Here is a 15,524-nt window from a genome sequence, read left to right as displayed (position 1 = left end):
GGGCTAAGCCTCCCCCCAGCGCTCCTTGATCTCGACGATGGCCGGCAGGCGGGCCAGGAACAGGTCCACCAGTTCCGGGTCGAAATGCAGGCCGCGCTGCTGGCGCAGATACTGCACCGCGTCCTCCACCGGCCAGGCCGCCTTGTAGGGCCGCGCCGAGGTCAGCGCGTCGAACACGTCGGCGATCGCCACGATGCGCCCCTCGAGCGGGATGTCCTCCCCGGCCAGGCCCTGCGGATAACCGCTGCCATCCCATTTTTCATGATGCGTCAGCGCGATATTGCGCGCCAGCGCGAGCATGCCGTGCCCGTGCTCGCCGATGATGTCCGCGCCTATGGTGGCGTGCGACTGCATGATCTTCCACTCGTCCTTGTCCAGCGCGCCCGGCTTTTGCAGGATGCGGTCGGGGATGCCTATCTTGCCCACGTCGTGCATGGGCGCGGCGTGCAGCAGGTCTTCGGTGGCCGCTTCGCCCAGGCCGGCGGCCTGGCCCAGCACGCGCGCGTAGTGGCTCATGCGGATCACATGCAGGCCGGTTTCGTTGTCCTTGTATTCGGCGGCCAGGCCGAGGCGCTGCACGATCTGCAAGCGCGTTTCCTTCAGCTCGTCCACCCGCACCAGCGACAAATGCGTGCGCACGCGGGCACGCACGATAGGAGGGCTGAGCGGCTTGGTGATGTAGTCGACCGCGCCTGCCTCGAAGCCGGTCACCTCGTCGTCCGGATCGTTCAGCGCGGTGGCGAAGATGACGGGGATGGCGGCGGTGGACGGATCGGCCTTCAGCACGCGGCACGCTTCGTAGCCCGTCATGCCGGGCATCATCACGTCCATCAGGATCAGGCTGGGGCGTTCCTGGCGCGCCAGTTCCAGGCCGCGCGCGGCATCCTTGGCGAACAGCAGGCGGTAATGGTCTTGCAGGATGTGGCGCAGCAGCTGCAGATTGCCCGCCTCGTCGTCGACCACCAGGATCAGCGGCTGCAAAGGCGCTTGCTTCATGGCGTGCTTTCGGGAGCGTGCGGCAGGGCTGGCAGGGCCAGCGCGTCGGTCATGAGGGCATCCAGTCTGGTCTGCGCCAGCGGGAAATCGAAATTCGCCACCGCGTGGTGCAGCTGAGCCAGCGCGGCGGCCGGCACGTGGGCCTGCACCGTTTTCGACAGGCTGGCCAGCGCCGCGTCGTCCAGCGCGCCGCGCCGCAGCGATTGCAGCAACTGCTGCGCATCGGCCTTGGCGGCGGCGATGTCCAGCGCCAGGGCGGCCATGGCCGGGGACGGCGCGCCGCCGCCCTGCGCCGCAGCGGCCGGCGGCACCGATGACAAGGCCTGCGGCGCCGCTGCCCTGGCATTCGGCATTGCGCGGATGGCTTTCAGCGCGCCGGCCAGCTGCAGCGAGACCCCGGCCAGCGCCGCAGCCAGCGCACCGTCCGCCGCGTTGTCCGGCTCGCTGCGCTGCGCCGTGCCGTGCCCGGCCGTCGGCATGCTGTCCGGCGAGTGGTCCGGCACACTGCCCGGCACCACCGTTGCCGTCTGGACCTTTGCCGCCGCTTCCTCTTCAATGTCCGCCAGCGCCTGCGCCAGTTGTTCCAGCCCGAGGTTGGCGGCCACGCCGCGCGCGCGGTGCGCCTGCGCTTTCAGGGCCGCATAATCCCGGGCCGCAAGCTGCGCGTCGAGCCGCTGCGCGTCGTCGCAGTGTTCCCCGACGAAATGGGCCAGCGCCGCGCGGTAGCCCTGCTCGTCGCCATCCCAGCGGCGCAAGCCGGCCGCGCGGTTCAGCACGTGCAGGCCGAGCGCCGGGCGGGCCCCGTACATCGCTTCCGGCGTCGCGGCGGACCTCTCCAGCACGCGCGCGATTTCGCGCGACAGCGCCGTCCAGTCGACCGGCTTGGACGCGAAACCGTCCATGCCCGCCTCCGTGCTGGCCCGTCGGTGCGCTTCCAGCACGCTGGCCGTCATCGCGATGATGGGCACGCGCGGCCGGCCGGTCTGCGCCGCCTGCGCGCGGATGGCGCGCGTGGCCTCCAGGCCGTCCAGCACGGGCATCTGCACGTCCATCAGGATGACATCGAATTCCTCCTCCGCGGCCAGCACCGCGGCGGCCGCGCCGTCGGCCGCCGTGGTGACGATATGGCCGCGCTTCTCCATCAGCAGGCGCAGCAGCTCCAGGTTCTGCGCCACGTCGTCCGCCGCCAGCACGCGCAGCGGCCGCAGTTCGCACGCGCCGCGCTTGTGGGCGCCGCGCTCGCCGGCTTCCTGCGCCCGGGCCTGCAGCGCGGGCCGCAGCGGCAGCAGCACATGGAACACCGTCCCTGCGCCCGGCGCGCTCTCGGCCCAGATGCGCCCGCCCATCAGCTCCGCCAGCTGCTTGCTGATGGTGGTGCCCAGTCCCGTGCCGCCGTAGCGCCGCGTCATCGACGGGTCGGCCTGGGTGAAGGGGTCGAAGATGGCGCTCAGGCGCTCCTGCGGTATGCCGATGCCGGTGTCGCGCACTTGCAGGTGCAGCTGCCCTTCGTGCAGCGCCGCGTGCAGCGCCACGCTGCCTTTTGCGGTGAACTTGACGGCGTTGTCCAGCAGGTTGGTGAGGATCTGGCGCACGCGCAGCTCGTCGCCGTGCAGGCGCACCGGCAGTTCGGGCGCGTAGCGCACTTCCATCGCCAGGCCCTTGCTGCGCGCGGCCGCGCCGCAGGTCGAGGTGAGTTCGTCGATCAGGGCCAGCATGTCGTAGTCGGCCAGTTCCAGTTCCACCGCGCCCTTGTCCAGCTTGGCCGTGTCGAGGATTTCGTTGAGCAGGCGCAGCAGGGAACGGCCCGCGCTGCGCACCGTGTCCAGGTGGCGCCGCTGTTCCGGCTGCAGATCCGAGTCGAGCAGCACGTCGGTGAAGCCGAGGATGGAGTTCATCGGCGTGCGGATCTCGTGGCTCATATTGGCCACGAAGCTGGCGCGCGCGGCGGCGGCTTGCTCGGCGGTCTCCTTGGCGCGGCGCAGTTCCTGCTCCATCCCGCGCCGCTCGGTGATGTCGAGCATGACGCCGTCTATCCAGCGCACTTCGCCGGCAGCGTCGCGCACCACGGCGCCGTGCTCCCAGATCCAGCGCAGCGTGCCGTCGGCGTGCCGCAGCGCATATTCGATCAGGTAGGGCTGCTCGCTGGCGATGCATTGCTCCAGCGTCTGCTCCATGCGCGGCGCGTCGGCCGCCACGATCAGGCTTGTTAGCGTGCGGAGCGCGTCCGGGCCGATGAAGTCGCGCGCAGGATGGCCCGCCACGTGCTCCACGCCGTCGCTGACGAAGACCAGCTTGCGTTCCCCCTCGGCCAGGCAACGGAAGGAGATGCCGGGGATGTGGCCGATCAGCGAGCGGAATTGCTGCTCGCTCTCGCTGAGCGCCTGCATCATCGCGCGCCGTTCGCTGATGTCGGTGATGAACAGCACGTACACGTCCTCGCCACCCATGCTGGCGTGGCCCAGCGCGCGCCGGATCGGCACCAGGCTGCCGTCCTTGCGCAGGCCGAGCAGCTCGGCGCCCGCGTGGGCCGCGCGCGTGTCGCGCTGGCGCAGATGGTAGAGCAAGCCGTCCTGCGCCGAGCGCTGCGGATCGGCGATCAGCAGCGACACGTTGCGGCCGATGATCTCCCTGCGCTGCCAGCCGAAGATGCGTTCGGCCGAGGCGTTGAATTCCTGGACCACGCCGTCGCCGTTGACGGTGACCACGCCGTCCACGGTGGTGGTCAGCAGCGCGCGCATCCAGCTTTCGCTCTGGCGCAGGTGGCGGTAGAGTTCGCGGTAGCGCAGCAGGCCGTAGGCGGCCATCACGAACACGGTGAAGGCGACGGTGATGACGGAGATGGCCAGCGCCAGGAAGGTGCTGCCCGGGCCTGGCGCGGAGCCGGGGGGCGGCACGCCGACGAAACGCGCGGCGGCCATGCCGGTGTAGTGCATGCCGGAGATGGCGCTGCCCATGAAGACAGCGCTGAGCGCAAGGCGCGAGCTGTTTTTCAGGCGCGCGCCCGCGTAGCGCAAGCCGAAGCGCACCCACAGCGAGGCGGTGCCGAGCACCACTGCCACCAGCACCGAGAGCGCGAACATCAGCGGATCGTAGCGCAGTTCCAGGGGCGACTGCATGGCCGCCATGCCGGCGTAGTGCATGGCGCCGATGCCGAGGCCGACCAGCAGGCCGCCGCAGGCCAGCGTCTGCGCGTCCACCTTGCGGCGGCGCACCAGGGCCAGCGCCACGAAGGAGGCGGCCAGGCTGGGCACGATGGAGAGGATGGTGAGGCGGGGTTCGTAGCTGACGGTGGTGCAGAGGTTAAAGGCCAGCATGCCGATGAAGTGCATGGCCCAGACGCCGCAGCCCAGCGCCAGGCTGCCCGCCAACAGCGCCACGGTGCGCAGCATGCGGTGGCTGCCGCCGCGCGCCTGGCCGGCCAGTTGCAGCCCCATCCACGACGAGAAGATCGCCACCAGCACCGACAGCGCCACCAGCGCCGTATCGTACTGGCCGAAGGTGAGCAAGGCCGGATCGGCAGGCGGCGAAAACAGTTGCAGCAGGGAGGTCTGGTCCATGGCGTGTAGGCTGTTAAGTTTGCAACATACAGTATCACATTTCCGTGTGGCAATATCTCTTTGTTGCGCGGGAGGCCGACCTTATTTGCCAGCGTTATTGGTTCCCATTTGTTGCGCCGCGCGTTCCATCCCATCCTTGTCCATGATCCCGACGCCGCCAGAATCACGGCGCGGTATGCCGGTGCCGGTGGGCGTGTCGTTCTCGTCGTCGATAGAGGCCGACTGAGTGAATTCAGGATCGGTGCTTGCGCAGCCGCCGAGCAGCGCCGCAGACAGCCAGCGGCAGTAGGTTTTTTTTTTCATCACTGGTCCTTTCTAGGACTTGTGAGAGGAAAAAATCATAGCACCTAAAAAGTGGCTGAAAGGCGAGAGAAGTGTAATATTTGCAAAATTAATAAATTGCAATTTACTAGTGAGTTCATCCGCCACGGGCGACGCGCGCGTCGCGGTTCGGGAATTGCATCAAGGTTGATTCAGCCATGCCTGCGCGGCAGTCCAAGATGCAGGCAACAAAAAACCCGCTCTGTCGTATGACATGCGGGTTCTGAGCTTTGGTGATGCTGTATTTTGCGGTATTGGTGCCCCGGGCCGGAATCGAACCGGCACGAATTTCTTCGGCAGATTTTGAGTCTGCTGTGTCTACCAGTTCCACCACCAGGGCGGCACGTGTACACGCAAGGCACACATTATAGTCCAGCCGCGCTGAAATTGTAAGCCTGGCTCCCTTGGTATTTGTGTCATCATTCTGGCTGACGTCTCAACCGCGCTCAGCGAGCGCCAAGCAAGCATGAAAAACAAGAAGATACGCGAAATTATTCTGGGCAAGCCGCTCGATCCGATGCGCAGCGAAACGCGCCATTCGATGGCGCTGGTGGCCTTCCTGGCCTGGGTCGGCCTGGGCGCCGACGGCCTGTCCTCGTCGGCCTACGGCCCGGAGGAAACCTTCCGCGCGCTGGGCACGCACACCCACCTCGGCCTCTACATGGCCATCGCCACCGCCATCACGGTGTTCATTATCGCGCTGGCCTACAACCAGGTGATCGAATTGTTCCCGACCGGCGGCGGCGGCTACCGCGTGGCCACCAAGCTGGTCGGACCATATATGGGCCTGATCTCCGGCTGCGCGCTGGTGCTTGACTACGTGCTCACCATCGCCATCTCGATCGCCTCCGGGGTGGACGCGCTGGCGTCCTTCCTGCCGCTCGGCTTCCAGCCCTACAAGCTGTGGGCCGAAGTGTTCTTCATCGCGCTATTGATCGTGATGAATCTGCGCGGCCTGAAGGAAGCGATCCAGATCCTGCTGCCGATCTTCATCGGCTTCGTCGTCACCCACCTGATCCTCATCGTGTATGGCGTCTACGCCCATGCCGAGAACCTGCCCGGCCTGGTGCCCAGCACCATCAACGAGACTGTCAGCCTGGCGGGCGGCATAGGCTGGACCGGCGTGGCCGGCATGCTGCTGCTCGCCTATTCGCAGGGCGGCGGCACATACACGGGCCTGGAGGCGGTGTCCAACAACGTCAACCTGCTGGCCGAACCGCGCGTGCGGACCGGCAAGATGACCATGCTGTACATGGCGCTGTCGCTGGCGGTGACGGCGGGCGGCATCATCATGCTCTACCTGCTGTGGGATGCGCGTCCGGTGCCGGGCGAAACGCTGAACGCGTCCACCTTCAAGAGCATCATCGACCACATGGGCCTGGGCGGGCCCGTGGTCAACCAGGTGGCGCTGGCGGTCGTGCTGGCGTTCGAAGCCGGGCTGCTGTTCGTGGCCGCCAACACCGGTTTCCTGGGAGGGCCGTCGGTGCTGGCCAATATGGCCAGCGACTCCTGGGTGCCGCACAAATTCCGCTACCTGTCGACGCGGCTGGTGACGCAGAACGGCATCCTCGTGATGGGCCTGGCCGCGCTGGCCATCCTGTACTGGACCGGCGGCAGCGTCACCTTGCTGGTGGTGCTGTATTCGATTTCCGTGTTCCTGACCTTCGCCATTTCGCTGTTCGGGCTGTGCCTGTACTGGGTGCGCAGCCGCAAGAAGGGCAAGTCCTGGCTGGGCCGCTTCCTGCTGTCGCTGGTGGGCTTCACGATCTGCGCCGGCATCCTGGTGATCCTGCTGATCGAGCGCTTCGCCGAAGGCGGCTGGGCGACCGTGCTGATCATCGGCGCCATCGCCGCCGTGTGCGTGCTGGTGCGGCGCCACTACCGCGAGACCAAAAGCGCCATCCATTCGGTGGACGAAGTGTTCGCCAGCCAGCCCTTCGGCCCCAACCGGGAAGCGGTGGAGCCGAACCCGGAGAACCAGACGGCGGTCTTTATCGTCGGCAACTCGCGCGGCGGCGGTCTGCACGCGCTGCTGTGGGTGCAGCGCATGTTCCCCGGCCACTTCAAGAATTTCCTGTTCATCAATGCGCGCACGGTGGACTCGCACGCTTACGGCGGTGAAGGCGCGCTGGAGCAGATGCGCAGCGACGCCGAAACCACGCTGGAATACTTCGTCGATTTCTGCCACAGCCACAACATGGCATCCTCGTCCTACCTGGGCTTCGGCACCGACGCGGTGGACGAGGTGACGCGCATGTGCGAAGAGATCAGCAGCGAATTCCCGAACGCGATCTTCTTTACCAGCAAGCTGATTTTCTCCAGCGATAACTGGTTCACGCGCGCGCTGCACAACCAGGCCTCGCTGGCCGTGCAGCGGAGATTGCACCTTGAGGGTCTGCAGATGGTGATATTGCCGATGAAGGTGTAAGGCTTAAATCATCAGCTTGCGCATGGTCGCATTCGCCAGCAACTCGCCCCGCACCGCGACCTGGTTGCGGGTTTCGACGGTGAAGCCGTGGCGGGTGAACAGGGGCTCGGCGGTCAGGCTGACGTCGGAGCGCAGCACGGCGATGCGGCGCTGCGCGGCCAGGCCGAAAATATGCCGCAGCAGCGCGCCGCCGATGCCGCGGCCGGCATACGGCGCGGCCACGAAAAACATGTCGATGTAGCCGGACGGCTGCAGATCGCTGAACGCGGCCAGCTCGCCGTCGACCTCGGCTACCCAGCTCTGGTTGGCGCGCATGCGCTGTTCCCACAGATCTTCGTCGTATTGCTCCGGCGCCCACGCGATCAGCTGCTCGGCCGTGTAGTCGCGACTGGCGAGTCCATGGACGGAGGAGTGGAAGATGGCGCGCAAACGGGCTTCTTCGCCGGGCTGGTAAGGGCGGATCTGCATCGCGCTATCTTACTCCGCCTTGCATATAAATTATCAATGGCGTTCCAACTTCCCCTCCGCCGAGCGGCTGCTAGTATGAGATATCCAACCGGGAGGTAAAAATGAAAACATTGCTAGCTATGGCCGCGTGCGCGGCCGCGTTGCTCGGCGCGTCTTGCGCCTATGCTGAACCCCAAGCCGATAGCGTGCAGATCAAAGCCCCGGTGAAGGTCGCCGTGGAGCCGGGCGAGTTCGACGACTATGCTTATTCGTATGACCTAAGCAACGGCGAGCGCATCGCTTTTTCGCGGCGGGGCCAGCACTACTTTGCGCGCCTCGATGGCCAGGCGAAGACGGCGCTGCACCCGCGCGGGGAGGGCGTGTTTGTGACCGACACCGGCGCCCGCGTGGAATTTGCCGACCAGGGCGCCACCCTGGTCATCCGCAATTATGAGCGGCTCGCCATCGGCGCCGGGCTGCCGGAGAACACGGTGATGATGGCGCAGCGCTAGGCCGGGCCGCTCCCTTAGCCGATTGCGCGGCGGTCGCTGTGGCGGCGCTCCGGGCGCTGCAGCGGCGCCGTGTCGAGGCGCTCGTCGAGCAGCGCGAAGATCTCGTCCTTCGACAGCACGTAGCGTTCCAGCAGCACGTCCTTGATGGATTCCATCGCGGCGCGGTAGTCGCCGATGGCGCCCAGGGTGTAGCTGTACAGCTCGTCCGCCTTGGCTTCCACCTGCACCAGCGTGTGCTCGTTGCTGTCGCGCTTGAACTGGCTGTAGTCGAGCTTGGAGCGCGAGTACATCGACAGCTGGTTGACCATGGTGTCGAGCATGCGCGTCGCCTTCTGGATGTCGTTCTGGCTGCCCACCGAGATGCCGCGCGCCCCGTAGAACAGTTCCTCGGCCGCGACGCCGCCGTACAGCTGCACCACGTCCTGCTCCAGCTCTTCCAGCGTGCGCAGCGACAGGTCGTCGCCGGCCGACAGCACATAGCCCAGCGCGCCCAGCTTGGACACGGACTCGGTGCTGATCTTGAGCAGGTGCGATTTTTCCTTCACCTCGCCCAGCGGCATGCCCTGGCGCAGATAGGGGTCGATCTGCATGAAGAAGTGGCCCAGCTCGTGCAGCGCGATGCGCTCGCGCTGGCGCTCCTTCTCGGCGGTCGTGGCGCGGTCGGTCAGGCCGATGGTGGCGCGCTCGAAGGCGCGGAACATCAAGTCGGTGTCGATGATCCTGTTTTCCTGGATGGCGATCATGCTGGCGCGCTCGACCACGGTCTCCAGCAGTGCCGGGCTGAGGTTGGCGGTGATCTCGGCCACCTGGTTCAGGTCCAGGTTGGCCCAGTCGACGCAGCCGTCCTGCTTGCGCTTGAGGAAGGTCTGCACCAGCATGCCGCGCTCGTTCTTGTTCGGCAGGCGGAAATTGATCTTCACCGAGAAGCGGCGCAGCATAGCTTCATCCATCTGGCTGCTGTTGTCGTCGAAGTTGGAGGCCACCACCCAGATCACGCCGGCGCCCTCGTCGCTTTTCACGCCGTCGAGCAGGCCCAGCAGGGTGTTGGCGGTGTCGTCTTCCCATTTCTTTTCGCCGCGTCCGCGCGGCATGAACAGCGCCTGCGCCTCGTCCAGGAAGATGATGCAGGAGCCGCGCGCGCAAGCCTTGCGGTACAGCGCGTTGAGCGCTTTCGAGCCGCCGCCGATATAGCCCGATTCCAGCGCCGAGCCGGAGGCCTGGATCAGCGGGATGTTGAGGCGCTTGGCCAGGTAGCCGGCCAGCTTGGTCTTGCCGGTGCCCGCCGGGCCGGTCAGCATCACATTGAAGGGCTTGTCGATGTTGTGCGATTTGTAGACGCGGCGGTTGCGTATCATGTCTTCCAGGTGCAGCACTTCCTGCTTGATGTCGTCCATGCCGATCAGGTCGTCCAGGCTGCCCTTGAGCTGGTCCGGCGAGATCACGCTGGCGCTCATGCCCATGCCGGGTATGCCGAACTTGAGCACGAACAGCAGCAGCACCACCACCGCGATGTCGAAGGCGTGGCGCACGGCGAAGTCTTTGACGCCGCCCAGCGCGCCGCCTTCGTCCTGCAGCACGGCCTTGTGGCTCGCCAGCCATTCTTCCTGCGCAATGCCGTAGGGGATGTTATTGCGCAGCAGTACTTCGCGCTCCAGGCTCAGGTGCGAGGTGCTGGGCACTTTCACCACGTGCAACTCGGCCGCGTCCTTGAACTTGTAGATGTAGCGCGGCGCCTCCGACAGCGGCTTGGCCACCAGCAGGTATTCCAGGCGCGCACTTTGGCCCGCCAGCGCCGTGATCTCGGCGATGTTCTGCGAGCGGATGATGGGGCCGGCGGTCTGCGCCACGTCGCTGCGCCAGGCGGCCAGGCCGATGGCCGCCGTGATGGCGGCAAGCAGGACGACACGGACCCAGGTGTTCTTGAGCGCGAGCTGAAGTTTGTAGATGTTAAACATGATTATGTGGGGGGCTCAACAAGATTGCTGGCGCGCTGCAGCGCGGCTGTTGGGGCGCGGCGGCGTACACCGGTTCGGGCTGGCGCGCAGGGCGGGGCGCTGGCCAGCACATCTCGTGCTGTGGGGCAATTGGAATACCCCGACTATAGCGCCCTCTGCCTGTTTTGTGTGCAGATTTCGGCAAAAAAAAACGGTGGCACAACAGCATGGTCAAGCTAATAATGTATTGATTACAATGACTATTTTGGTTTTTCCAACGCTTCAGTGCGCAGCGGGAATTCGTCCTGCCATCGCCAACCCTCCACGTTGGCGACAGCATAGCACGGCAGATCAGCGCTCCACGCGACGGTACAGGCGGAAGCGTTCCTGGCGGTCCGAGGCGCGGCGGCCGTCCCAGATCTTGTCCCAGTGGCGGGCGCGGTGCTGCGGCGCCAGCTCGAGTTCGTCCTGGATGCGGATGTTGTCCTGCACCAGCAGCAACTGGCACTGGCGGCCGGGCGGGGCGAAGGGCAGTTTGCCAAAGTAGACGAAGGAGGCGCGCTGGGCCGGGCCGACATTGGTTTCCACGCAGTCGGCGCCGGGAGGCACCGCGCCGGCGGCCTGGCGGGCTACCGTGGCGTAGCTCTTGCTATAGTTGGCGGCCGGCAGGAACAAGGTCATGGACAAGATCCACACCAGGATCAGGCCGCCGGACGACAGCACCACCGCGCGCCACAGCACGGCCGGCTGGCGCGACAGGCGCCAGTGCACCAGCAGGAACCAGCCCACGGTGGCGGCGGCCGCCACCAGCACGGGCAGGACGTGGAACTCGGGCGTGAAGCCGGGTACCAGCTTGAGCGCGTTGTGGGCCGCCTTGGCCGGCCAGCCGGTGAACATGGCGCTCCAGAACAGCCACAGGATGGCTGCGCACAAGGTCAGCACCATGACCGAGAACCAGTCGATGGCGTTGATGGCGCCGCGCTTCATGGTCAGCAGGCCGAAGGCGGCCATGATGGCCAGCGGCGGCAGCAGCAGCAGCAGCTGGCCTTGCTCGGGCGCGGGATGGAACAGGGCCAGCAGCGCGGCCATGGAGGCGAAGGTGACCGGCACCACGATGTGCAGCACGCGGCGCTGGCGGCGCCAGGCGTACACGGCCCAGGCGGCGAACGGCCAGGCCGGCCAGAAGAACCACACGCCCACGCGCAGGAAGTAGCCCAGCGACTGCGGCGACGGCAGGCCGATCTGCGCGGCGTTCCACTGCATCCAGGCGGTCAGCGGCTTGGCGGCCGCCGCGGCCGCCGCGGCAGCGCTTGCCGCTGCCGCGGCGGCGCCCGCGCCGGAGGCGGCCGATGTCGACGGCGCCAGCGCGGCGGCGCTGCCGGCCGCGGAAGCGGCGATGGAAGCGGCGGAGGAAGCGGTAGCGGAGGCGGCAGCGCCAGCGGCGGCCGCCGCAGCGGAAGCAGCCGCGGCGTAAGCGGCGGACGCGGCCGAGGGCTGGGCCATCAGCGCCGGCAGCAGCCAGGGCATGGTGGCCAGCGCGCCGACGGCGACGGACACGGCCAGGTCGCGCAGCGTGCGGCCGGCCGGCATGTCCAGGAAGCGGCTGCACAGGAACAGGGCCAGCACCAGGAAGGCTGGCGCCATCCAGCCGCGCGCCAGCACCATCAGGCCGAGCGCCAGGCCGATCAGCGAAGCGTTGCGCAGCGACGGCAGTTCCATGTAGCGCACCGAGCGGTACAGCAGCAGCGACAGCAGCGCCACCTGCAGCGGTTCGGCGGTGGTGACGTGGCTTTGCACCAGCAGGCCCAGGCAGCCGAGGTAGATCAGGCTGGCCGCGTCGGCCAGGGTGCGGCCGAAGTCGTCCGGCTCGGGCTGGCCGCCGAAGGCCAGTTTCAGCGGCTGCGCGTCCTGGCGGCGGCCCAGCGCGAAGGTGACGTACCACAGCGAGAGCACGCCCAGCAGGAAGACGAGGACGGTGGACACGCGCGCGGCCAGCACGTCGCCGAGCAGCCAGCCGAACAGTTTGATGCAGGCGGCGCCCAGCCAGAACGCCAGCGGGCCCTCGTCGGGCATCGGCAGGCCGGCGATGTTGGGCCACAACCAGTCCTGCCAGCCGCCCTGCGCCATGGTCCACATGACGCCGAAGCTGGCGGCGTCGTCGATCTTCCAGGGTTCGCGGCCGATCAGGCCCGGCAGGATATACAGCAGGCCGAGGGCGTAGATGGCCCAGCGGGGCAGGGCGAGGGTGGCGGCGGCGGGCAGACGGACAGGCTTCATCGGCAAGGGCGCAAAAAGGAATCAGTATGAATGAAAAAAAAGGCAGCCGTAGCTGCCTTTTTTGGTGCAATACGGCGAATTAGCCGTTTGCAACGGCGGTTTTCGAACCGACGGCGCCGAACTTCTGGCGGAATTTCTCAACGCGGCCAGCGGTGTCGACGATTTTGTGCTTGCCGGTGAAGAACGGGTGCGACTCAGCCGACACCTCGATCTTGACCAGTGGGTATTCTTTACCCTCGTGCTCGATTTTTTCGCGGGTGTTGATGGTCGAACGGGTGATGAATTTGAAGTCGCACGACAGGTCGTGGAACACAACTTCGCGGTATTCTGGATGGATTTCTGGTTTCATGTGCTTCTCTCTAGGGGTAGGTAGCCAAACAGCACTTCGTCGGTCGTCTTGCTTCTTGACCCGATTGCCGCTCACTTGCCAGTGGTTAAAAACAACCGTCGATTATACAGCGGACGGCAAAAAGCAGCAAGCCGCGCCGAATGTCATTCCCGCGAACGCGGGAATCCATAGGGTGCGGCTTACGGATGCGGAGCATGGATGCCCGCGGGGGCGCCGAGCCGTTCGCGGGAATGACAGGGCGGAGGCTTAGCCGCCGCGACGCATCATGTCGAAGAATTCCAGGTTGGTCTTCGTGGCCTTCATCTTGTCGAGGATGAACTCCATCGCTTCGATCTCGTCCATCGAGTACAGCAGCTTGCGCAGGATCCAGATCTTCTGCAGCTGGTCGGCCTTGATCAGCAACTCCTCGCGGCGGGTGCCGGACTTGTTCAGGTTGATCGCCGGATAGACGCGCTTCTCGGCCAGGCGGCGCTCCAGGTGCACCTCCATATTGCCGGTGCCCTTGAATTCCTCGTAGATCACGTCGTCCATGCGCGAGCCGGTTTCGATCAGCGCGGTGGCGATGATGGTCAGCGAGCCGCCTTCTTCGATGTTGCGCGCGGCGCCGAAGAAGCGCTTCGGACGTTGCAGCGCGTTGGCGTCCACACCGCCGGTCAGCACCTTGCCGGAGGCAGGGATCACGGTGTTGTAGGCGCGCGCCAGGCGGGTGATCGAGTCCAGCAGGATGACCACGTCTTTTTTCATCTCGACCAGGCGCTTGGCTTTTTCCAGCACCATCTCGGCGACCTGCACGTGGCGGGTGGCCGGTTCGTCGAAGGTCGAGGCGACCACTTCGCCGCGCACCGAGCGCTGCATCTCCGTCACTTCCTCCGGGCGCTCGTCGATCAGCAGCACGATCAAGGTGACGTCGGGGTGGTTGGCGGTGATGGCGTGCGCGATGTGCTGCAGCATGACCGATTTGCCGGACTTCGGCGAGGCCACCAGCAGGCCGCGCTGGCCCTTGCCGATCGGCGAGATCAGGTCGACGATGCGGCCGGTGATGTTCTCGGCGCCGTTCATCTCGCGCTCCAGGCGCAGCGGCTCGTTCGGGTGCAGCGGCGTCAGGTTCTCAAACAGTATGCGGTGTTTCGAGGCTTCCGGCGATTCGCCGTTGACCTTGTCTACCTTGACCAGCGCGAAGTAGCGCTCGCCGTCTTTCGGGGTGCGCACTTCGCCCTCGATGGAGTCGCCGGTGTGCAGATTGAAGCGGCGGATCTGCGATGGCGAAATGTAGATGTCGTCGGTGGACGCCATGTAGGACGCGTCGGGCGAGCGCAGGAAGCCGAAGCCGTCCGGCAGGACTTCCAGGGCGCCGTCGCCGAAGATCTGCTCGCCGGATTTGGCGCGCTTCTTCAGGATGGCGAACATCAGTTCCTGTTTGCGCAGGCGTGCCGCGTTGTCGATGTCCAGGCCGATCGCCATCTCCAGCAAAGCGGAGACGTGTAAGGCCTTGAGTTCAGATAGATGCATATGTGTGAGTGTCCCGTGACGGGAGAAAATGGTAGGGGAGGGGACTGCGTGGGGTTGATCAAGCGGTAACGTATGGCCCGCGATGTGCCTGTTACCTGCCAAGCAGGCGGCGCTGCGGGCGCAGCACCGCCTATCTTACTTAAATATTGCTGTCGATGAAAGAGGTCAGCTGGCCTTTTGCCATCGCGCCGACTTTTTGTGCCGCCGGCACGCCGTTCTTGAACAGGATCAGCGTCGGAATGCCACGGATGCCGAACTTGGCAGGCACGGCCTGGTTGGCGTCCACGTCCAGCTTGGCGATGGTCAGCTTGCCGTCGTATTCCTTGGCCACTTCTTCCAGGATGGGAGCGATGCTCTTGCAAGGACCGCACCACTCGGCCCAGAAGTCGACCAGCACAGGGCGGTCGGATTTCAGCACGTCGGCTTCGAAGGATGCATCGGTAATGTGTTTGATATTTTCGCTCATGTCTTTTTCCCTCGGTCGGAGGTGTTGGGTCTTTAGTTAGTTACGCCTGGTTGATTATGCCATTGTCGCTGGATATCGTCTGGACGCGGCCGGGTTACAAGCCGCAGATGGAGACGTCTTCCATGAATTCAACAGATGCCCTGATAGATGGCAAGAGGATAACAGGCGGGAGATGAATCAAATAATAACGCATTTTCGGCGACTGTGCGGAATTTGCTGTTGTGGTCGTACGGCAACAGTCGAAAACAGTTGCCATGCCATTCCGCGCGGGGTCAGCGGCGGTACATGGCGGCCAGGTTGACCAGGTCGCCCAGTTCGGCCGTGGCCACCGGTTTTTTGCAGGCCCCCAGGATGGTCAGGCCCTGCGCCATGGCCAGCCGTTCGGCGGCCTTGAGCACGCCCGCGTCCATGCCCGACAGCAGCACCACCGTGCCCGCGTAGTCGCTTTCGGCCAGCAGGCGCAGGAATTCGATGCCGTCCATGTCGGGCATCGACAGGTCGCACACCAGCAGGTCGGGCGGCGCGTCGTGCAGCAGCGACAGCGCGATCTTGGCGCTGGTGGCGCTGACCACGTCGAACTGGCCCAGGTCCTCCAGCATGTCCTCCAGCAGCGACAGCATGAAGGGATCGTCGTCCAGCAGCAGGATGCGCAGGAGGCTGGTGCGGGTGGCGGTGCTTGTTTCTTGTTGAGTTGTCATTGCCGTGCTTGCTTAGGGTTCGGTGAGTGG

Annotated in this window: 12 protein-coding genes and 1 tRNA gene; 2 read left to right on the top strand and 11 right to left on the bottom strand. The window is 65.7% G+C overall.

Annotated features, from left to right (window positions below):
- Positions 1-3 precede the first annotated feature (3 nt).
- From ACSQ8Y_RS21000 to ACSQ8Y_RS20985, 4 genes are all read right to left on the bottom strand, one after another.
- A complete protein-coding gene (locus ACSQ8Y_RS21000) occupies positions 4-996 on the bottom strand; it encodes an HD domain-containing phosphohydrolase (protein WP_436268365.1) in 993 nt (330 codons plus the stop codon).
- Complete coding sequence (locus ACSQ8Y_RS20995) at positions 993-4,553, bottom strand: MHYT domain-containing protein (protein WP_436268364.1); 3,561 nt, start codon at positions 4,551-4,553, stop codon at positions 993-995. Before ACSQ8Y_RS20995 ends, ACSQ8Y_RS21000 begins: the two co-directional genes overlap by 4 nt.
- Before the next feature lie 81 nt (positions 4,554-4,634).
- Positions 4,635-4,856 (bottom strand): hypothetical protein, encoded by a 222-nt coding sequence (locus ACSQ8Y_RS20990; RefSeq protein ID WP_436268363.1) that lies wholly within the window; start codon positions 4,854-4,856, stop codon positions 4,635-4,637.
- Between the two features lie 273 nt (positions 4,857-5,129).
- A tRNA-Leu gene (locus tag ACSQ8Y_RS20985) sits at positions 5,130-5,214 on the bottom strand.
- A 126-nt stretch (positions 5,215-5,340) separates the two neighbouring features.
- Here ACSQ8Y_RS20985 and ACSQ8Y_RS20980 point away from each other — a divergent pair.
- Entirely contained in the window at positions 5,341-7,302 is a 1,962-nt protein-coding gene (locus ACSQ8Y_RS20980) for an APC family permease (protein WP_436268362.1), read from the top strand.
- A gap of 3 nt (positions 7,303-7,305) precedes the next feature.
- Here ACSQ8Y_RS20980 and ACSQ8Y_RS20975 read toward each other — a convergent pair whose 3' ends face one another.
- Positions 7,306-7,770, bottom strand: a complete 465-nt coding sequence (locus tag ACSQ8Y_RS20975) for a GNAT family N-acetyltransferase (RefSeq protein WP_436268361.1) — start codon at positions 7,768-7,770, stop codon at positions 7,306-7,308.
- A 101-nt stretch (positions 7,771-7,871) separates the two neighbouring features.
- Here ACSQ8Y_RS20975 and ACSQ8Y_RS20970 point away from each other — a divergent pair, with 101 nt between their 5' ends.
- Positions 7,872-8,261, top strand: coding sequence for a hypothetical protein (locus ACSQ8Y_RS20970; RefSeq protein WP_436268360.1), 390 nt, complete (start codon positions 7,872-7,874; stop codon positions 8,259-8,261).
- 14 nt (positions 8,262-8,275) lie between these two features.
- Here ACSQ8Y_RS20970 and ACSQ8Y_RS20965 read toward each other — a convergent pair whose 3' ends face one another.
- The 6 genes from ACSQ8Y_RS20965 to ACSQ8Y_RS20940 all read right to left on the bottom strand — a co-directional run bounded on the left by ACSQ8Y_RS20965 (position 8,276) and on the right by ACSQ8Y_RS20940 (position 15,494).
- Positions 8,276-10,216, bottom strand: coding sequence for an AAA family ATPase (locus tag ACSQ8Y_RS20965; protein WP_436268359.1), 1,941 nt, complete (start codon positions 10,214-10,216; stop codon positions 8,276-8,278).
- A 330-nt stretch (positions 10,217-10,546) separates the two neighbouring features.
- Positions 10,547-12,472 (bottom strand): ArnT family glycosyltransferase, encoded by a 1,926-nt coding sequence (locus ACSQ8Y_RS20960; protein ID WP_436268358.1) that lies wholly within the window; start codon positions 12,470-12,472, stop codon positions 10,547-10,549.
- Positions 12,473-12,551: 79 nt separating this feature from the next.
- On the bottom strand, positions 12,552-12,821 hold the full coding sequence (locus ACSQ8Y_RS20955) for a type B 50S ribosomal protein L31 (RefSeq protein ID WP_436268357.1): 270 nt from the start codon (positions 12,819-12,821) through the stop codon (positions 12,552-12,554).
- Between the two features lie 246 nt (positions 12,822-13,067).
- Positions 13,068-14,330 carry a transcription termination factor Rho gene (gene rho / locus ACSQ8Y_RS20950; RefSeq protein WP_057153038.1) on the bottom strand — a complete coding sequence of 421 codons (1,263 nt, stop codon included), beginning with the start codon at positions 14,328-14,330 and terminating at the stop codon, positions 13,068-13,070.
- A gap of 139 nt (positions 14,331-14,469) precedes the next feature.
- Positions 14,470-14,796 carry a thioredoxin TrxA gene (trxA, locus tag ACSQ8Y_RS20945; RefSeq protein WP_436268356.1) on the bottom strand — a complete coding sequence of 109 codons (327 nt, stop codon included), beginning with the start codon at positions 14,794-14,796 and terminating at the stop codon, positions 14,470-14,472.
- Positions 14,797-15,068: 272 nt separating this feature from the next.
- Entirely contained in the window at positions 15,069-15,494 is a 426-nt protein-coding gene (locus tag ACSQ8Y_RS20940) for a response regulator (protein ID WP_436268355.1), read from the bottom strand.
- Positions 15,495-15,524: the final 30 nt, after the last annotated feature.

Source organism: Pseudoduganella sp. LjRoot289, from assembly GCF_964252925.1.
GTDB lineage: Bacteria > Pseudomonadota > Gammaproteobacteria > Burkholderiales > Burkholderiaceae_D > Rugamonas.
The sequence above is the reverse complement of the archived record's forward strand: the minus strand, read 5'-3'. Positions and strand labels throughout refer to the sequence as shown.